This window comes from Adlercreutzia sp. ZJ304, from assembly GCF_011039075.1.
Classification (GTDB): Bacteria; Actinomycetota; Coriobacteriia; order Coriobacteriales; family Eggerthellaceae; genus Adlercreutzia_A.
The window spans coordinates 1-20433 of sequence record NZ_JAAKEG010000003.1 but is presented as its reverse complement, the minus strand read 5'-3'; the positions used below and the strand labels follow the sequence as shown (position 1 = coordinate 20433).

Sequence of the window (20433 nt, the reverse complement as noted above, 5' to 3'; positions counted from 1 at the left end):
TTGCTCAACTAGCGCTTCCCGATAACTCGAAAGGGTACTAGATGCAGTTTGATGAAAATTCGACAGCCCCTTTATACATGCAAATTTTCGACCATTTTCGCACGGTAATCGAAAATAATGCAATCTCCGCCGGGCAAAAGTTACCCTCGATTCGCGGACTGGCTACACAAATAGATTGTTCGCGCAATACGGTTGAAAGCGCTTATCGCATGCTGGTTCAAGAAGGATATGCTATCAGCCGGCGCGGTTCAGGTTACATTGTTCAAGATGCCTCTATACTGCACGCTACTCCGAAATCGGATACATCTGACAATCAAACCCCCGAAAAGAAATGCTACGCTTACGATTTTACATACGGCAATTTGCAAAAGGGCACGTTTCCCACTTCAGCTTGGCGCAGCTTCACAGATGATGTGCTAATGAGTATAGAAAAGCAAATAATAAATGAATACACAGACCCACTAGGTGAAATAACTTTGCGGCGCGAGATTGCGTTTCGGCTTAATTCGTCGCGCGATATCCATTGCATACCCGAACAAGTGATAATACAGGGCGGCACTCAGCCCAGCGTGCAGAACCTGATGGCGCTTTTCGATCGCAAACACGACACGGTGCTGATGGAAGACCCCGGATACGACGGAACGCGCAAGGCTTTTCAACGTAGCGGATTTGAAGTGAAACCATGCCGCGTTGATAATGGCACGACAACATTTCTTTCAGATGTTATGCAAAGTGGTGCAAAACTTGCTTACGTTACTCCCTCTAGTCAGTTTCCTACATGTCAAGCCATGCCCCTTGATGTGCGCAATAAGATGGTGCAATGGGCGCTAGAAAATGATGCATATATCCTAGAGGACGATTACTGTCGTGAATTTCGATATCGCGAAAGACCAGCTCCGCCGTTTGCATCGCTAGACCATCAAGGGCGCGTTATTTATATGGGTACGTTTTCAAAGACGCTTTCACCAACACTTCGCATGAATTATCTGGTACTGCCGTTAGAGTTGTTAAAGAAATGGGAAGATGAATTCGGAAACTCTTATTCTGCTGTTCCGTGGCTTATGCAGGAAACTCTCGCGCGATTCATGCATAGTGGGCAGTGGGATAGGCACCTTCGCCGCATACAATCGCTAAACAAGAGAAAATACGAAACGCTGCTTGATTCGCTTTGGCGCTGTATGGGGCAGCGAATTGCGGTGCGCGAGAACGGCACCGGACTTCACGTGCTTATAGATGTACTGGACGGCAGAACGCCGGAAGAGCTGATAGAGTTGGCAATGAAAGAGAATGTAAGGGTGTATAACACGCAAAAGTATTGCATGCTCGATCATTCAACAATGCGCAGTTGCATACTTATAGGGTTCTCCGCCATTCCCGAAGAAGATATTGAACCCGGTATTAAGGCGCTATCCCGCGCTTGGTTTTGATTACATTAACGTCGTTTGACTGATCTGCTGCATCCAGAAAACCAGAATCCCAAGCCACACTAAAAGCAGGAATACCGCCGTTCCGCAAAGGATTGGTCGTGTCGCTTTCCGGCTGATTCCGTGCACAAGGCCGAGATCGTAAAGCTTATCGCTGAATGCATAGCTGAGAGCCAGCAGGATATTGCAAGCGGACATGATGAACGAGATAGGAAACATTTCCCAAGGTGAGCCAGATCTGTCTACTTGACCATGAGCGTTCCAATGCATTGGAATATCAATGCCGGGAGGAAACTGAGAGATGGCAACAAGCGTGCTTATAACTGGAATTGCCACTACAGCTATCCAAAATATGACTACGAAAACGCGTTTTGCAAGCAAGGCACTTCCGAATTCTTTAGCGTGGTTAATGGAATCAATTATACGAGTGGCTTGATCTGGTGTTTGGTATAGCCCCGCGAAAGACGCGAAGCGGGCTTGGAGCGACCTAGAGTGACGCGAAGCGGCTCTGCGCAAGCAAGCCGCGTGGCATGGGTAGGCGGACGACTCGCTAGGCTCAAGCGCCGTAGCTTATAGCAAATGCGCGTCCGCTGGGTGGCAGATAAAATACGAAAGCCCTCGCGGTAGGTGATGGCTCACCGTGCAAGAGCTTTTGTATCAAGAATAATAGCTGTAAACGCTATTTCATGTCAACGACAACACCCTTACGGTTGATGTAGATAAGATGTGCAAGACCTTTTATGCGACCGTCGGAACATGCTCTGACTTCGCGTTCGATAGCTGTGTCTGGCAGACCTTTCATTCGGTGAGAGTCGAAAACTATGTTCGACGATTGGTCAAGACCTCGACGAAGATTTCGCTCGATTGATTTCAGCTTCGAGGCCGTCGGTGCTTTCATCTCTCATAGCACTCCGTTGAGAAACATATCCGCAGTGTGTTCGTAATCTATCTCACTTTTCTTGATGAACTCAACAGCGTAGCCAGCAGCAGATAAGGCCTCAGCCGACTTGAGTTCATGAGGCCAAGGGTTTGCTCCTGCTTGGATGATTATCTTTCCCGTTCGTTTTGACATAGAGCGATTATACGCCCGGGTGTCAAGCACTTTGTGACAGGTTCTTCCATCATCCTTATATCTTTTTATCCAACCGTGAACCGGGGAATCTTTAAGGTTGTATTCTCTACATATGTCGATCACAGATTTGCCTGTCATATGAAGCTCTACAATCTGACGTTTGAAGGCATCATTGAAATGCTTTGATGCTTGCCTTGATATTCTTACTCCGTCCATTGCATATGAGCTTTCTTTGTTTAAAGTATTAGAGACAGACCAGCCATGTGCTAAAGAGCTGAATTACTAGTCAGATTGCCACTGCTCCAAAACGAGGTTTCGGAAATATCGGAAGACGAGTAAGTTGGATTACCAGTCAGATTGTCACTGCTCCAAAACAGGGAGGGCGCGCACGAGTACCGATATGCCGTTGGATTACCAGTCAGATTGTCACTGCTCCAAAACGCCGCCACGCGATTTTGAGCTTTGCCGAGAGTTGGATTACCAGTCAGATTGTCACTGCTCCAAAACAAGCCAGACGGCGGGCATACTGTAAGCGTCGTTGGATTACCAGTCAGATTGTCACTGCTCCAAAACCGGTATATGTTGCCTTCACTCGCTTTGAAGTTGGATTACCAGTCAGATTGTCACTGCTCCAAAACATGAAGCACGCAAAGAACTGCTTTTTGAGAGTTGGATTACCAGTCAGATTGTCACTGCTCCAAAACGCCTTCTAAGCGACGTGAGTGCCCTCTACGGTTGGATTACCAGTCAGATTGTCACTGCTCCAAAACAATCATCGCATCTGAAAGTCCCGTGTGTTGGTTGGATTACCAGTCAGATTGTCACTGCTCCAAAACGACCTTGTGGCGCTTGCCCTCTTTAGGTTCGTTGGATTACCAGTCAGATTGTCACTGCTCCAAAACTGCATTGCACTTTTCGTAAACTTTTTCAAAGTTGGATTACCAGTCAGATTGTCACTGCTCCAAAACCTCTATATGATACATTCCGTAGCTGCCGCCGTTGGATTACCAGTCAGATTGTCACTGCTCCAAAACGTGATACGGATATGTCAGACGTGATTTTGCAGTTGGATTACCAGTCAGATTGTCACTGCTCCAAAACCAGCGTAGTAGGCCGCTTGGCTTATACTGTGTTGGATTACCAGTCAGATTGTCACTGCTCCAAAACATTGTAGACTGCGTTAAGGTACCATTAATTGTTGGATTACCAGTCAGATTGTCACTGCTCCAAAACATTTGCCCTTCGGAATAGCCTGTCTCTAGCGGTTGGATTACCAGTCAGATTGTCACTGCTCCAAAACTGTGTTAAAACCGAGATTGCATATAGCATTGGTTGGATTACCAGTCAGATTGTCACTGCTCCAAAACAGTAGCGAAGTTCAGCGGCTTTACCTAAGGTTGGATTACCAGTCAGATTGTCACTGCTCCAAAACCAGATACCAGCACATGCCATCAAATTGGGGTTGGATTACCAGTCAGATTGTCACTGCTCCAAAACAGTAGCGAAGTTCAGCGGCTTTTCCTAAGGTTGGTTTACCAGTCAGATTGTCACTGCTCCAAAACTAAAGGAAGCAGAAAAAGAGTTGTACACAGTTGGATTACCAGTCAGATTGTCACTGCTCCAAAACCCCGTGTGGTGCCAACTGCTTTGAAATAAGTTGGATTACCAGTCAGATTGTCACTGCTCCAAAACCGTTGCCGCCGTTACCTACTTCGGTAACAGGTTGGATTACCAGTCAGATTGTCACTGCTCCAAAACGTCGGTGCGGCAGTAGAGAGGTTTTCCAGAGTTGGATTACCAGTCAGATTGTCACTGCTCCAAAACTATGGCATTGTTGAAAATGGCGAACTAAAAGTTGGATTACCAGTCAGATTGTCACTGCTCCAAAACCCGCTAAGCGCATTAAAAGCAGGCACACTGTTGGATTACCAGTCAGATTGTCACTGCTCCAAAACTGGGTGACGTAGCTTGCGTAACTCGTTGGCGTTGGATTACCAGTCAGATTGTCACTGCTCCAAAACGATTTGCATCATGTTTTCAAAGGTTCAAGAGTTGGATTACCAGTCAGATTGTCACTGCTCCAAAACGAAGAACTTGGTGAGCCAGACAGCAAAACTGTTGGATTACCAGTCAGATTGTCACTGCTCCAAAACCGTTAGAGCAAATTCTTCTTTGCGAAGAAGACGAACAAGCTGACTGGCAAGATACTTCATATTCAAGTAAACCCTGCTCAACAACAATTTTCCTCTCTGAATTATGAAGTTTAAAACTATCGTACTTTTCTATAAGAAGCATCTTTGTTCCTAAAAAAATAGCATGATCAAATACTTGAAACAACTCTTTTTCTGTCAAAAAAATCTTTAAATTAACGAAAAGCAGAGTGGCTTCTAATCCCATATCAGATACAAAATCCAAAAACTTTATTAAATTATCAAAGAGCGATTCTCCTTCAAGCGCTTCCACTCCAAAACCAAAACTCTTGAGATAACTACATATATCCCATTCTAAAGTAAATCCATAATCGCATCTAAGCTGAAAACCTAACGATGACACTATCGAGCCAATTTCGCTACTTAACTCATTTAATTCAGCACGAATATCATCATCTTCCATCATTAGTAGACGAATTCGCTCATGTAATTTTCCACCAAGCTGCCTATTTTTCCATGGTAGATCAAATGGGTCCATAATAGCCAAAAAGGCTGACGCGCAATTAACCCGTTTCCCATCATCACCCCAAACGCTATATGGCTCAACAGCTTCACTGCCCTTACCAGATAGCAACGATTCACACACTCTGGAAAACAGTGTAGTATTTTCAATTTGCAACACACTAATATGCTCAGCATCAATATCTAAAGTGTGCTCTAGTCCCGAGAAAACAACCCTCATAGAACTAAAAACTCCTCCATCGTGTCTATCTCGTCATATGCTTTCCTGCTTCCTGTTATGTAATCCATGGTTTCAAATTGCTTCTCTGTTACTTTAAGGACCTGCACAAGCCCCTCCGACGGTCTATGTTTCCGAAGCCGCATAATTGATGCACCTGCTGCTCCATCGTTTGTGACCAGCTTCGAGTACACAGATTCCTGAAGCATCAGAAAACCTTCTTTTAGCAAATACTTTCTGAACAGTCGGTATTCTTTTCTTTGTGCCGCAGTTTCTACCGGTAAATCAAAGAACACTAGTAATCTCATATATCGAATCCTAGATTGTTGCATATCGTTACAGAAGTCGTATTGTCTCAATATCTTCAATTGATATCTTCTTATTTAGAGCATTTATACACTGCTGAACGTACTGAGAAACAACAGATCCTAGCCTGTAAGAACCGTCACGATAGTTAACATACGTGTTGGATAAGTCTCCTAGCAAGCGCCGCATATCGCAATCAAACTCAACTGCAAGATTATCTACTACGAGCCTATCTACAGCAATACGAAATGGCTCCATAAAATCGCACGCAAGATTAAATTGGTTGTATTCATTACGGTGACATATTCCAACTTGCGTCAGCAAACCACGCGACACAATCTCGCGATTTACCATAGACAACAATATGGCATACCCGTAATTCAACGCGGCATTAATGGCTATATCTTGTTCACGGGTAAAACCAGACCCAAACAATGCCGAAAAGTATATTCGAGCAGCATGGGCTTCCCTGTTAGTGGTATCACCAGACCGCACCTCTTGCATCGCTTTCGAAAGCTGCACTGCTTCTATTTCATAGTCTCGCTCGTGTAAAAAACGCCACTGCTCTTTAATTTTATCCTTCACAATATGTTGCCAAACACGCTTTTTGATGGGTTCACCCCATGCCATCTGCTCAACAATACGCTTACTTGTGTTGTGTGCTCCATACAGTGGGAGATACTGTCCAACTGGATTATGCGCATTATCACTTACAACAAGAGATATCTTATTCTTCGATAACTCTGCCATAAGATACGCGCTTATAAACACCTGCATTGTATGAAGCACCACAGTAGATATCTCAGAAAGATGAACTTTGGCGGTGTCGTCCTCTTTTCTAACAACCATATATCCGCTTTTATACGAAATCCTACACGGGCTTTCTATAAATACTGTTCTAAAAGCCAATGCGAGTCCGCCTTTCAAACATACCTGTAATAGATTGGTCGACTAGATAGACTTCGGATTGGCTAAAAACTTTGGAATAAGCAAGCCTCATACATCCTACGCACTTGCCCCCACCAACAACACTTAGGTCAATCATATTAACTTTGCCAGCCGCAATCGCCGCAAGGTTCATTACAACCTGTTTCTTGTCGTCAAGGTTAGCTTTCGAAAACTCTTCATCCCATTTGCTAATTTTCACAGCATCTGAAAGCCTCGGTGAATATTTCATTAAGGAATTTTTAACTCTGTTGAACAGTTGCCAAACTTCTTCATCAGTAACTGACTCAACTATCTTTCCCTCGCGTTCATCTACTATACGCTTCGCAATAGCTACTTCTTCTAAACTAAAAGCAACTGCAACAGCATTGCGCACTTCTTTCTTACCTGTAACATAAAGTCTAGACCCATCAACATCCATAAGTTGATACTTCAACACTTTCGATCGAATAATCCTAGAAAACTCAGTTCCACTCTCTTCACAAATTGCCCTTGCATATTCTTCCAAAGCTGATTCGTCAGATTTAAGAGATGCAGCAACGCTGACCGGCACAGAAGCCAACTCTAAAACAGACTTATCTTTTTTGACTGCTTCATAAATGAAGAAATATGCAAATTGTTCACGAGAGTAGCTGCCATATTTCTTAGGATCTAATCCCTTCTTTAGTGGCAACTTTAATTGATTAGCTTTTTTCGAGTCATGCGGCGAATAAATCGTCTCATCCCAAAACGCTCCGCTAGTCTCTTCTGGCATCCGAGTAACATAGCATTGCTTATAGTTCAAATATTTACGAATACGATCAAGCTCCGCATCGGCATTCCAAGTATCGCCTTTATCTAAAATCTCACCCGTATCTTTGTCGAAGCCAGATTTCATAAAACTAGATATGAGGAACGAAGAATTAAACGGAGCATGCCCCCTCTTTACTCTTTCGCTTTCATTCTTAACAAACTTGCGAATAACGTGCTGATACTTCAATGGATGTTCATACATATCTGGATAGCGTAGTTTGATAAAACGTCCTATCTGACATGTAAGCAATGCGTCGTGCGCATGGTGAAAATCGTTAATCTCGCGACACTTTACAAAACCGTTTCGCTCTCGCAGCTCATGAGACAAACCTGCCTTCACAGACAAAACATCTGTTTCGGGCAGCATTCCTTCAAGCATCATCTGTACTATTTTTACGATTTGACTAGTTTCAACAATCTGTCTGTTAATAAATCCTTTAAGCTGTTTTTCGTGAATTTCCGCACGCAGAAGATTCTTATATTTCTTTTCGCCAATCAAATTCGCCCCATAAAGCGCATCCCAATATGGCTTCATTTCCCTGCGCATATCTGCAGGAAGCAACATCTGGTCAGACTTCCGTTGATTCTCTTCTTTGAAAACAAGAGCCTTGTTTTCAAAACTATCATCTTTGATGTAAGACTGCGGCAGAATATGATCCACTTCGTACTCCGAAAGTCTATTTATATCAAGTGGCTTACCCGAATATAAAGACTTCCCACCCTGCATAAAATAGAGCGTCAACTTCTCATTAAGGTCAGCATGTCCCTTAGTGGCAAGTTCTTTCTCTAAAGCGTCTTTTACAAACTCGGGGTTCTGCTTCTTAAATGCTTTTATATGCTCTTTCAAATCGTCGTATCTACGCTTTGTACGCTGTCCTTTACGCTCATCATCCGACCGTGTTACCTCAACAAAAATGTTCGCAGGCGCGTGTCCCGCTATTTTCACGATCTCTCGTATAATGCCCAACGCTTGATTAATACCACGTCTTAACGCAGGCGACCCGGGCAACTCTTCTAACGCAAGAGTTGCAATATCTCCAAATTTCTTTTCATTTTCTACATCAACCAATTTTTGAAACTGAAGTTTATCGTCGCGAAGTGCCTCCATAAGGACCATAGCTTTGCCACCATGCCCGTTATTAGGATCTCCCTCGCGAAGAACATCCATAATGGAATACGGACCGTTATCGGTTTGAGCCTTAATCTCAGTTAAAAACTTCCGAGAAAGCTTACCCCATCCAGTAAATCGTTTTTGACATATCTTTTTTATCTGTTCATCGTTCAATCGGTCGCCATATTTCTCGTACAACTTTTGGCGAAGAATATCCCTATCCTCAAAAATTGTATTCCAGAGAATAATTTCTTCTATCATCGGGTAGTCAGACTGCGGAATTTCATCAACCTTAAAAATATCTTTTTTGAAGAAAATATATGACGATAATCTTGATTCAAATCCTCTTTCGCCCTGAGCTCCACTTACATGGACATTCATATGTCCGGATCTCTTATTCATCCAGTCCGCTATCTTTTTATAAGTAGCGCTGCCGTTCTTAAATAACTCATCGACCATATCTGTACGATCACGATAATCAAACCGGTATTCCTTATCGCCATCCTCAGAATAGTGAGCACCATTCAATTCATTCAACACACAGAATTCTTCGTACAACAAGGAACACTTCGGAAGCACAGGTTCCCCTTGTAAATAAGTGCATGTACCAGTCATGCGCGTTATAAATTTCTCAGCACTGGCATTTTTGTCTATAACTTGCTCCCAGTTCCAAGGATATATCTTCTCGTTTTCTTTACCACGAAGCCGCTCCGACCAAGCAAAGCGCAAATTACCATCTTCTTTATCGTTAACCCTTCTGGCATTTTTCTGCGTTAGTGGACCAACATAATAAGGAATGCGAAAAGTTACGAGAGAATCTAGCTCCCTTTTCTTTGATTCCAAAAATGGATAGAACTTCTTCTGGATTTCAATAATTTCATCCATTTCTTCAAGATGAAGCTGAAATGGAATTGCACCGTTATCACTCGTTTTTAAGCGACGAAGGAACCGTTCCTCTTTAAAAGCATCCATCATCTCTATGTAGCGAATATCATCTATCGCCGGCGTATCTGCAAAAAGATTTTCAACTTCTTTGCGGAAATCGTCGTAAGAGCTTCTCCCATGAACAGCATTGTATTTCGTATAACCACTTGCTTCGCTAATGTCATATTTCGCTTTTTCTCCCGGATAAAGCTTCGGGTAGAGGGGACCTCTGAAAAATCTACTGTATTCTTTTTTAGATATATATTCCCGAGCAAGAGATTTTAATGTTTTTAGATTTTCACCATATATCTCATACTCTGCTACTTTATTTACAGATATAGACTTTCCTCGTCTAAGACTTAATATTTCTTGCAGCACAAACGACGAATAAACACCCTGCATTGCTTTGAATAGATCAATTCCATCGTCTGGGCAAATATTTTCAAAAGCCTCTATATCTTCATCGCTAGATAGATAAATTTTAGTTTTAACATCTGCTGGTTTTTCTCCGGCAATAAAAAAGATATGTGCCATTTCTGCACTAGCACCAACTATTGCGCCCGCAATAGCCTTTGACATATCGCTGGATTGCTTTTTGCTAAATATTTCATTTGGCTGAATATTGAACAGCGACCAAATAGCTTCCTTCAATTCCGATTTATGCGCATTCGTTCGTTTTAATACGTCAATAATCTTGTCGATATTTTCTTCTGCAAAACAATCGATATTATTTAACTCGCACCAATTTTGCACAGCCACACAAAGCTGCTTTACCGAATTATCCACATCTGCATTCTTGGATGTTAAGGTCGGATTATCCTGCTGTAAGAAATTCCCCCTATGTTTCACAATATTATGAAACGCAAGATATATAAGACGAATATCTGCCTTTTCATTGGTTTCCATAAGCCATTTACGAAGATGATAGATGGTGGGAAACTTATCGTAATAATCTTTTTCTGTGAAATCCTTATCATTAAATAACAGCCATATGTAATCCGAATGAGCCGCATCCCTGTCTTCTTTAAGTAGTCGGGATTGTTTAAGCCTATAAAAAAATTCAGGATCAACTTGGTTTATTTCTTCTTCAAAAATTTCCTGAAGAAGATTAAGCCTCCATCTACGTCTATCATATCGGCGGCGTTGACCTCTATGAACACGCGCACTTGAAGCTTTATCTGCTTGCAGAAAAATGCGACTCCCCCATGTAGGCTTACCGTTGAAATAGCATAGATCGCCTTTGTGATCCACAGCAGCCCAGCCTACCGAAGCTGTACCGATATCTAGCCCAATGTTGTATTCTCCAACATTTCTTAAATTCATAGTTTCCTCCCTACTATCCTGTGCTATAGTTTAGCCAATCTGATTACCAGTCAGATTGTCACTTGCGAGTCAAAATAAAGACTTAGTCTTAAATGTCTTCTAATGAAGACACCGCGTAGGCGGCAAAATATGACTCAAAAAAGAACCCTGCGGGGTTCTTTTTTTCTATACAAATAGCCACAAAACTCCAATCCATATACAGCACGACAATCCTTAATAAAATTTACCTCTTATATTTTTTGCATATGTACTATTTGTGGTACACATAATTTTTTATATTCTGCTATGTCGGCAGTTGCAGCAAAAACCGGGCATATAGGCAAAAAGTGCGCCTAATTCTCACTTGACATGCCTGCTCAGGCGAGCTTTTTCCAAGAAAAAGTCAGTTATGAACAGGTGTGAGCGGTGTTTACTAGAAAATGTGCAATCTGCGGCGGCAAGATGAAGAAAAAAGGATTTACAAAAGCAGGAAAGCAGAGGTGGAGATGTAGCTTATGCGGAGGCTCTAGCGTACACCACCGCAAGATGGCTTAAAGTGTTTGTCGGATGGCTTTTGGGTAAACTCTCAACACCTTGACGCTAGATTACGATTCAACTTATCCGCATACTAGTTCAAAAAAGTTAGAAAAAGTGACGAAGGCAACACACGGTCTGGTTTGGTCAGAGTTCCACAACAGCACGCCCTATCCATATGTAATCGACTAAAACAGACACACTTTTCTGCCTATATGCCAAAACCCGCAGTAGATTTATGCAAGGTTTTTGCTAGAAACTTGCAAGGTTTGAACAATAAAAATGTCGCAAATAAGCGAATTCGTAACGATATTGAGTTTGCAAAAGATACAAAAGCGATAGAACTGGCGTGTTAACAGATATCGCATTTCTGATACGCCGGCGTAAGATTTGCTATCTATAGTGAAAACACGGCTCGAAATCGGTGCCATTCACTAGAAGACTATAATCATAAGAACCGACCGAGATCGAGCCTAGCAGCACAGACACGCAAGCTGGGTCGCTCTTATCCCAGCTTGCAACTCTGCCGATTTGGATAGAAAGTGAAGAAATTTGACGAGAAGAAAAAACATAATACACAGTTAGGTCTTCTGCTACAATAGACAAGTTGTCCTGCCCTGTGAAGAAATATACACCTATACAGGGCCGTTTAGACCAGAGGAGGTGAGCTGATGAAGGCTTATGAACTGCTGTTTTTTGTCGCTCCTACTATCGATGACGAATCTCGTGCGGGTGTTATGAAGCGTATCGAGACTGCTGTCACTGAAGGAAAGGGCACTGTCGACAATGTTGACGAGTGGGGCAAGCGCAAACTTGCCTATGAGGTAAACGGTTTAGCCGATGCCGACTACACCCTTGTCGATTTTCACGCCGATCCACAAAGCATTGCAGAGCTTGATCGCGTACTGCGCATTAACGATGCGGTAGAGCGTCACATAATCGTGAACCGCCCCGACCGCGACTAGCGAATCGTGAACGAAAGAGGTAGACAATGAGCATCAACCGTGTAGTTATAAGCGGAAACCTTACACGCGACCCAGAAGTGCGCACAACACAGTCGGGCATGCCCGTTATGTCGATGGGTGTAGCCGTAAACGATCGCCGCAAGAATAATCAAACCGGCGAATGGGAAGACTACGCCAACTTTATCGACTGTACGATGTTTGGCACGCGTGCCCAAAGCGTATCCCGATTCCTATCAAAAGGCACGAAAGTTGCCATTGAAGGCAAACTGCGCTGGAGCCAGTGGGAACGCGACGGTCAAAAGCGTAGCAAGATTGAAGTTATAGTTGACGACTTGGAATTTATGCAAAGTCGTAATAACAACAACGACAACCAAGGTGGATACAACAATAACGCTTCCGCATACAGCGCACCGGCGATGCCTGTTGTAGATACAAACACTTCAGTTTACGACGAAGACATTCCATTCTAAGAAAGAAGATAAAGAGGTTAATATGGCCGATTACGCTAAGCAGCCTCGTCGCAAGCAGTGCCAATTCTGCAAAGACGGCGTGGAATATGTCGACTACAAAGACACTCAAATGCTGCGCAAATATACAACCGACCGCGGCAAGATAAAACCTCGCCGTGTAACAGGTGCATGTAACCAACATCAGCGCGACTTGGCGCAAGCCGTCAAGCGTGCACGCATTATGGCGCTTGTTCCCTATTCGGTGCCCGCAATTAGCGGACGCGGCGATCGCCGTCGTAACAGATAGGAGAACGCCATGCAGGTTATATTGCTAAAGGAAGTACGCGGACGTGGTGGCGAAGGTGACGTTATTGAAGTCGCACGCGGTTTCGCGAACAACTATCTGCTGCGTCAGGGTTACGCCGTAAAAGCTACCCCGGGCAATCTAAAGCAGCTAGAACAGCGTCGCAAGAATATCGAAAAGCGCGAAGAAGTTCGCGTAGCTGACGCTGAGGCGCTGGTAAAGAAACTAGACGGTGCCACCGTTAAAGTTAAAGTTCAGGTTGGCGACGAAGGGCAGCTGTTTGGTTCTGTAACAGCTCCTATGATTGCCGATGCTATTAAAGAATCTTTGGGCATTGAGGTAGATCGTCGTCGCATCGAACTGGGTAAGCCTATCAAAACTACCGGTGTTTTCCCTGTGTCGGTGAATGTTTACCGCACCATCAAGGCTACCGTGAATGTAAGCGTGGCTGCCGACACCGAAGTTGACACCGAGCCTGAGCCTACAGCTAGCGATGCTGCTGCCGAAACAGACGCAGCTGTCGAAGCACCTACAGAAGAAGCCAAAACCGCTGAAGCTACCGCAACCGAGGAAGCACCAGTCGAAGAAACGGCAGAATAGGTGCCCACATCTAAGAACACTGACAATTTCCAGACGATTCCCTTATTGGAGTCGTCTGGAAAACATGCACAGCTACCCAACGATATAGAAGCAGAACAGGCTGTTTTAGCAGCATGTATATTAAATGGAAATGTAGCTGACGAAATAGCCATCTCGCTTAAATCAGAAAACTTTTTCCGAGCTTCGCACCGTATAATTTTCGATTCTATTTTCGAAATGGTGCGCGACGGAATTTCTCCTGACCCCATATCTCTTGCCGACAAGCTGAACGCAAAAGGTCAGCTTGAAGCTGCAGGAGGTCGCATTTATCTTGCTGACCTAAACGCAAATACTTTCGCCCTGACTAACTGGCAGCGCCACGTACAAATTGTGAAGCGCACAGCTATTCAACGCGAACTTATTCGCGCAGCCGCCGAAATAAACGCTCTAGCATACAATGCCCCCGAAGACTTAAATGAAGTTGTCGAAGAAGCCGAACATGCGCTATTCAATGTTACTGAAAAGCGCGTTTCGTCCAGTTTCCAGAAGATGGACATACTTATTAATGAGGCATTCGAGGAAATTACTCAACTTTCTCAACGCGGAAATAACATGGTGGGCGTTCCTACAGGGTTTACCGATGTAGACGCGCTATTCAATGGTCTTCGCGGCGGCGATTTGGCAATTCTAGCTGCACGCCCCGGCGTAGGCAAAACTTCATTCGCACTTAATATTGCCGTAAATGCAGCAAAACTTGGCACGTCAGTTGCATTTTTCTCGCTAGAAATGAGCTCAGGGCAGCTAACCCAGCGTATTCTTTGCTCGGAAGCACGTGTAAGCTTGTCACGCATTCGCAGCGGTAAAGTTAGCGAAGGCGACTGGGGTGCCATCGCCGACGCTTCTAACACGTTGCTGAACCTTGATATGTTTATTGACGACACACCGGGCTTGTCCATCATGGAAGCTCGCGCAAAAGCACGCCGCGAATTGCGTCACATTATAGGCACCGATAAAAAAGGCATGATAATAGTTGACTACTTACAGCTAATGCAGCCACCTCAAGTCAGGCGCGACGGTAATCGCGCAGTAGAAGTTGGTGAAATTTCTCGCGGCTTAAAAATTATGGCTAAAGAAATGAACATGCCTGTTTTAGCGCTTTCACAGCTAAATCGCGCAGTAGAAATGCGTGGCAAAAAGCGCCCAATGCTAGCAGACTTACGCGAATCCGGCTCTATCGAACAAGATGCTGACATTGTTATGTTCATCGACCGCTCTATGGACGAAATGGAAGCCGAAGAAAACGGTAGACCAGATTTAGGAACCGCCGAACTTATTGTTGCAAAACATCGCAACGGTCCCACACGCGACATAACGCTAGCATTCAACCCCGAGTTCACCAAATTTGGCGACTTCTTCGACGAATCGCGCTTATAAAAACGGAAACAATTATGGGTAAGAAAAAACAAAAAGAGCTTTCTGAATCTGCGGAAAATGTAGCGCAAACAGAAAACGCATCTAGTGCGCCCGACACGCCGAACGCACTTAGCGCATCGGTCGCAAACGACGAAAAAGCCTATCGCATTCATTACTACGTCAAAATTGCTGTGTCTACATTTTTATGCGCACTTCTACTTTTAATAGGCGTTCCTGTTTTCATGGAAAGCCGCGTTACCGGCAGCTTGGCTTACACCGCACTTGGGGTGGTGTTAGTAGCCTTCGGCCTTATTCTGGCGCTTGCTGTAGTTGTGCTACTTTTCAATCCGCCATTCAAAGCTAGAATTAACAAGTAACCTTATCCATCTGCGAAAGGACATCAGATGCCATCGACAGTGCTTGTGGGAACACAATGGGGCGATGAAGGAAAAGGCAAGATAACCGACCTAATTGCCAGCGACTACGATTATGTAGTGCGATTCCAAGGCGGCAACAATGCAGGTCATACGGTTATTCATGGCGACACGAAACTGGCGCTTCACTTAATGCCATCGGGTGTAATGTATGAACATGCAGTACCCGTAATAGGCAACGGCGTTATAGTAGACCCGGGTGTGCTGGTAAAAGAAATGGCACTTCTCGAAAGCGAAGGAATAAGCTGCGAACGTTTGCGCATAAGCTGCGACGCGCATCTAATAATGCCGTATCACAAAGTGCTTGATGGCGCCGAAGAAAAGCGTTTAGGCGCACACGAAATAGGCACCACAAAGCGCGGCATAGGACCATGCTATCAGGATAAAGCGGCACGTCGCGGCATTCGTATGCAAGACCTGCTTGACGAAAAGATTTTCCGTCTAAAAGTGGAAACCGCGCTGGCGCAAAAGAATCCTATTCTGCAAAAAATATATGGTCTGCAAACTTATACCGTTGCTGAAATATGCGAAGAATACCTGCCCTACGCTCATATTTTGCGCGACCACGTATGGGAAACAGCGCAGCTTTTAAGCAAGGCACTGCGCAATGGCAAAAACATCCTGTTCGAAGGTGCGCAGGGCACCATGCTTGATATAGATCATGGCACATACCCATATGTAACATCTTCTAGCTGCGTAGCTGGCGGTGCCTGCACAGGCGCTGGCGTTGGTCCGAAGGAAATAGACCGCGTGCTGGGCATTCAGAAAGCATACGTTACTCGCGTAGGTGGAGGCCCCTTCCCTACAGAACTGAAGTTCCCCGAAGACGGTGGCACAGGTCAAGATGCAATAGATGGCGAATTGCTCTGCAAAGAAGGGCACGAATTTGGCGTAACCACCGGGCGCAAACGCCGCTGCGGTTGGTTCGATGCAGTTATAGCGCGCTATGCCGCCCAAGTAAATGGTCTTACGAACGTAGCGCTTACCAAACTAGATGTGTTGTCGGCATTCGACACCATTAAGGTATGCGTAGCCTACGAATGCGACGGCAAAGAATACGACTACTTCCCCATGCAGCAATCGGTTCTATTCCACGCTAAACCGGTTTATGAGGAATTGCCGGGCTGGAAAGACCAAGACATTTCGGACGTGCGCAAGTACGAAGATTTGCCCGTAAACACTCGCCGCTACATTGAATACCTAGAAGAACTTGGCGGCGTTCCTATGAGCATAGTTAGCGTAGGTCCCGATCGCGACCAGACAATAATTCGCGAAGATTGGCAAAGCTAAGCGAACTTAAGCTAAGCAAAAGCGGAATTCAACCCGCAAGTGTTTAATAGTACATGGAAGAGGCTTTAACATGAATATCCTAGTTCTAGGAAGCGGAGCGCGAGAGCACGCAATAACACGAGCGCTTAACGAATCGAGCATGACTGACTCTTTATTTGTGGCACCGGGTAACGGCGGTACAAGCAATGTGGCGCAAAATGTAGCCGTCGATCCGATGGATGCAGCAGCTGTTCTGGAATTTGCGAAATCCAACAATATACGTTTGGTAGTTATAGGACCAGAAGCACCACTAGTAGCAGGCGTAGCCGATGCGTTGCGCGAAGCAGGAATTGCAGTATTTGGTCCCGGTGCCGCAGGAGCCCAGCTTGAAGGCTCGAAAAACTTCGCCAAGGAATTCATGGCTAAAAACAACATCCCCACAGCAGCTTATGCTGCGTTTACGTCGGCAGCACCAGCACTTGAATATGTTCGCGAAAAAGGTGCCCCCATTGTGGTGAAAGCCGACGGACTAGCAGCGGGCAAAGGCGTAGTAGTAGCCGAAACGCTAGAAGATGCCGAAGACGCTGTGCGCGCATGCTTTGATGGAGCATTTGGAGATGCCGGAAGCAGCGTTGTTATAGAAGAGTGCATGCGCGGTCCTGAATGCAGTATGCTTTCTTTCGTTACTGGTGGACAAAGTTTCCCAATGGCACCATCGCAAGACCACAAGCGCGCCTACGATGGCGATACCGGTCCGAACACGGGCGGCATGGGCGTATATTCGCCAGTGCCAATTGTTACCGATGCAGAAATGTCCAAGATGGAAGCCATAATGCAAACCGCCGCAGCAGCAGCTGGCGAAGATTACCGCGGCACGCTGTACGGTGGTTTCATGCTAACTGAAGAGGGTCCGAAAATTGTTGAATTCAACGTTCGTTTTGGCGATCCGGAAACTCAGGTTGTGCTTCCAAGACTAAAGAGCGACTTGGCTGAAATTATGTTGGCTGTTGCCGAAGGGCGCGCCGAAGATATAAAACTGGAATGGTCTGACGACTGGGCGGTTGGCGTAGTGCTAGCCAGCGAAGGCTACCCCGGTGCTTACGAAAAAGGTCATGTCATCTTAGGCATAGAAGAAGCCGAAGCGCTTCCAGATGTTACGGTCTATCATGCAGGAACCGCGCGAAATGCCGACGATGAACTTGTTACAGCCGGCGGCAGAGTACTAACCGTTGTGGGCAAAGGCGCCACATTTGAACAGGCGCGCGAAAAAGCCTACGAAGCATGCGAGTTAATCTCGTTCCAAGGAAAGCAACTGCGCCACGATATAGGCAAAAAGGCGCTTCAGGGCAGATCTGCTTGGGAGTAAATATGCTGTCTGAGCGAATGTTATCCACAGTTGTACGAGGCTGCACGAAGCAATATCTAAAACTGGCGCCCACAAACGATGTGCGCATGCCCGCGCCAAAACCGGGACAACCTTACATGCTTTATATGCATGTGCCATTCTGCGAGCGCCTTTGCCCATATTGCAGTTTTAATCGCTTCCCATTTCGCGAAGACAAAGCACGCCAATATTTCCAAAACATGCGCAAGGAAATGCTTATGCTGCGCGACTTGGGTTACGATTTTGAAAGCGTATATATAGGCGGCGGCACTCCCACAATTTTGATTGACGAATTGTGCGAAACCATCGACCAAGCACGCGATGTTTTTCCCAGCATCAAAGAAGTATCTAGCGAAACAAACCCGAACCACCTTATTCCCAGCTATTTGGAAAAGCTGCACGGACGGGTGCAGCGCCTAAGCGTCGGTGTGCAAAGTTTCGACGACGGGCTGCTTAAGCAGATGGATCGCTACGAAAAATACGGTAGTGGTCGCGAAATTCTAGAGCGTATTGGCGAAGCTAGTCCATATTTTGTGTCAATGAACGCGGATATGATTTTCAACTTCCCAGCGCAAACTGAAGACATACTAATAAACGACATAGAGCGCGTTATAGAATCGGGAGCCAGCCAAACAACTTTCTACCCGCTAATGGCTAGCCCTAGCGTGCAAAAATCGATGGCACGCACTGTTGGGCGCGTAGATTATTCACGCGAAAAGCGCTTTTATGAAATCATTTGCGAATTGCTAACAGGGGAAATTCCCGGCATTGACATGGACACAGCAGGACCGCACGGAGAACGTGGGCTGTTCGAGTTTGGCTCGGCATGGACGTTCAACCGCAGAAAAGCTGCCCGCGCCAAAGCCAACGCTAACACTAGCACTAAGTCGCACGACAATACGTCAAATTCTTACATGATTGACGAATATGTAGTAGATTTCGAAGAGTACCCAGCTATTGGGTCGGGCGGCATTACTTACCTAGGCGACACACTTTATGTAAACACTTTCAGCATAATTGATTACAACGCAGCAATAGAGCGCGGTGTCATGTCTATGATGGGTGCCACTCGCTTTAGCTTACGCGACCGCATGCGCTATCGCTTTATGATGCAGCTGTTTGGTCTGCGGCTTGATAAGCGCAGTTTCAAGCGCGATTTCGGCATGTCGGTCGAACAAGGGCTACCGGTAGAAATGGCGTTCATGCGCTTAAACGGTGCTTTCGCCACCGACAACTCCGAAGAACTTACGCTAACCGCCCGCGGGCGTTACCTAGTTGTGGTTATGATGCGCCAATTCTTTATCGGCGTGAACAATTTACGCGACCAAGCAAGAGAGGCGCTAACCGGCGAAGAACGCGAGCTTATTTTTGGCTCGGGCGGGTGCCAGCACTAACGAATGGAAGTATTAGCAGTTGTTACAAGTGCAGCGTTTGTGGTGTTACTTGTTGCTGCATGCATAACAGACTTGCGAGCTAGATTAATTCCCAATTGGATAGTTATAGCCATGTGTGCTGTTTGGCTTGCAGGAGAAATTGTCGAAATTGCAATATGCAAGATTTCCCTTCCGGATGCGATTTGTAGCTTAAGCACAAACATTGCAGCCTCACTGATATTTGGCGGCGGCTTACTTCTGTTTACGCTAGCATTCGAGGCTATAACCAACAAAAGCTCTATGGGTGGAGGCGACATAAAACTGCTAGCCGCATGTGCTCTTTATTTGGGGCTTCAACGCAGCGCTTTGTGCCTGCTAATAGCTTGCGCTGTAAGCATTCCGCTAGCCCTAATTATTCCCCACACCCCCTTTGCGCAGAAAGACGAGGGCAAAGGAGCCCTGCCTTTTGCACCCGCAATAGCCATAGGCGCTATTATTGCAATGGTCTTTTAAGCCGCACAGAAAGCTACAACGCCTTTCACTTTATTAATATTTGCACAGTACGCGCTAAACGTTTAGAATATATCCTCGCTTATGGTCGGGTAGCTCAGTTGGTAGAGCAGCGGACTGAAAATCCGCGTGCCGAGGGTTCAAGTCCCCCTCCGACCACCAGAAACTCACAGGAGCCTCCGGGCTCCTGTTCTTTTCGATCTGCATAATATCAGGTTTTTTACCATTACATACGTCGCATACACGATTGTGGCATATAGACAGAAAAGTGTGTAATGCTCAATCCATCGCAAAGGGGGAAGAAGTGCTGTTGTGGAACTCTGATCAAACCAGACCGTGTGTTACATTCGTCACTTTTTAGGCGAAAAATGGTCAAAACTTCCGACTTTCCACAGTCTATAATGCCAAATTACGCCAATTACGAATCAAAATAGAATTGGAGAACCCTGTTTGT

General features: G+C 45.3%; 17 protein-coding genes, 1 tRNA gene and 1 CRISPR repeat array. Of the genes, 12 read left to right on the top strand and 6 right to left on the bottom strand.

The annotated features are described in order from the left end of the window. Positions 1–41 precede the first annotated feature (41 nt). Positions 42–1427: a PLP-dependent aminotransferase family protein gene (locus tag G7Y46_RS01615; RefSeq protein WP_165251986.1), complete on the top strand. Its 1386-nt coding sequence runs from the start codon at positions 42–44 to the stop codon at positions 1425–1427. Here the strand turns inward: G7Y46_RS01615 and G7Y46_RS01610 are convergent, their stop codons facing one another. The 6 genes from G7Y46_RS01610 to cas9 form a co-directional block, all read right to left on the bottom strand. After that, positions 1428–1760, bottom strand: a complete 333-nt coding sequence (locus G7Y46_RS01610; protein WP_165251984.1) for a DUF1648 domain-containing protein — start codon at positions 1758–1760, stop codon at positions 1428–1430. A gap of 343 nt (positions 1761–2103) precedes the next feature. Beyond that, positions 2104–2322 (bottom strand): hypothetical protein, encoded by a 219-nt coding sequence (locus G7Y46_RS01605; RefSeq protein ID WP_165251982.1) that lies wholly within the window; start codon positions 2320–2322, stop codon positions 2104–2106. Positions 2323–2325: 3 nt separating this feature from the next. Further along, positions 2326–2712: a helix-turn-helix domain-containing protein gene (locus G7Y46_RS01600; RefSeq protein WP_165251980.1), complete on the bottom strand. Its 387-nt coding sequence runs from the start codon at positions 2710–2712 to the stop codon at positions 2326–2328. Positions 2713–2769: 57 nt separating this feature from the next. Further along, positions 2770–4649: direct repeats of the CRISPR family, unit length 36 nt; unit sequence GTTGGATTACCAGTCAGATTGTCACTGCTCCAAAAC. Between the two features lie 735 nt (positions 4650–5384). Beyond that, on the bottom strand, positions 5385–5693 hold the full coding sequence (cas2, locus tag G7Y46_RS01590) for a CRISPR-associated endonuclease Cas2 (RefSeq protein WP_165251978.1): 309 nt from the start codon (positions 5691–5693) through the stop codon (positions 5385–5387). Between the two features lie 28 nt (positions 5694–5721). After that, entirely contained in the window at positions 5722–6600 is an 879-nt protein-coding gene (gene cas1 / locus G7Y46_RS01585) for a type II CRISPR-associated endonuclease Cas1 (RefSeq protein WP_165063127.1), read from the bottom strand. After that, entirely contained in the window at positions 6590–10786 is a 4197-nt protein-coding gene (cas9, locus tag G7Y46_RS01580) for a type II CRISPR RNA-guided endonuclease Cas9 (protein ID WP_165251976.1), read from the bottom strand. The genes cas1 and cas9 overlap by 11 nt, the downstream gene beginning before the upstream one ends. A gap of 1184 nt (positions 10787–11970) precedes the next feature. Between cas9 and rpsF the strand changes: the two genes are divergently transcribed. The 11 genes from rpsF (at position 11971) to G7Y46_RS01525 (ending at position 20141) form a co-directional block, all read left to right on the top strand. Then, positions 11971–12264: a 30S ribosomal protein S6 gene (gene rpsF / locus G7Y46_RS01575; RefSeq protein ID WP_165063089.1), complete on the top strand. Its 294-nt coding sequence runs from the start codon at positions 11971–11973 to the stop codon at positions 12262–12264. Positions 12265–12290: 26 nt separating this feature from the next. After that, positions 12291–12734, top strand: coding sequence for a single-stranded DNA-binding protein (gene ssb / locus G7Y46_RS01570; protein WP_165063090.1), 444 nt, complete (start codon positions 12291–12293; stop codon positions 12732–12734). A 22-nt stretch (positions 12735–12756) separates the two neighbouring features. Beyond that, positions 12757–13020 (top strand): 30S ribosomal protein S18, encoded by a 264-nt coding sequence (gene rpsR, locus G7Y46_RS01565; RefSeq protein ID WP_165063091.1) that lies wholly within the window; start codon positions 12757–12759, stop codon positions 13018–13020. Positions 13021–13029: 9 nt separating this feature from the next. Beyond that, positions 13030–13617, top strand: coding sequence for a 50S ribosomal protein L9 (gene rplI / locus G7Y46_RS01560; RefSeq protein ID WP_165251974.1), 588 nt, complete (start codon positions 13030–13032; stop codon positions 13615–13617). Between the two features lie 36 nt (positions 13618–13653). Next, on the top strand, positions 13654–15030 hold the full coding sequence (dnaB, locus tag G7Y46_RS01555; protein WP_241157015.1) for a replicative DNA helicase: 1377 nt from the start codon (positions 13654–13656) through the stop codon (positions 15028–15030). Positions 15031–15044: 14 nt separating this feature from the next. Further along, positions 15045–15386, top strand: coding sequence for a hypothetical protein (locus tag G7Y46_RS01550; RefSeq protein ID WP_165251970.1), 342 nt, complete (start codon positions 15045–15047; stop codon positions 15384–15386). A 27-nt stretch (positions 15387–15413) separates the two neighbouring features. Beyond that, complete coding sequence (locus tag G7Y46_RS01545) at positions 15414–16733, top strand: adenylosuccinate synthase (protein ID WP_165063095.1); 1320 nt, start codon at positions 15414–15416, stop codon at positions 16731–16733. Between the two features lie 70 nt (positions 16734–16803). Then, positions 16804–18078: a phosphoribosylamine--glycine ligase gene (gene purD / locus G7Y46_RS01540; RefSeq protein WP_165251968.1), complete on the top strand. Its 1275-nt coding sequence runs from the start codon at positions 16804–16806 to the stop codon at positions 18076–18078. Positions 18079–18080: 2 nt separating this feature from the next. Next, complete coding sequence (locus tag G7Y46_RS01535) at positions 18081–19490, top strand: radical SAM protein (RefSeq protein ID WP_165251966.1); 1410 nt, start codon at positions 18081–18083, stop codon at positions 19488–19490. A 3-nt stretch (positions 19491–19493) separates the two neighbouring features. Beyond that, positions 19494–19982: a prepilin peptidase gene (locus G7Y46_RS01530; RefSeq protein ID WP_165251964.1), complete on the top strand. Its 489-nt coding sequence runs from the start codon at positions 19494–19496 to the stop codon at positions 19980–19982. An 83-nt stretch (positions 19983–20065) separates the two neighbouring features. Beyond that, positions 20066–20141 (top strand) — tRNA-Phe (locus G7Y46_RS01525). Positions 20142–20433 lie beyond the last annotated feature (292 nt).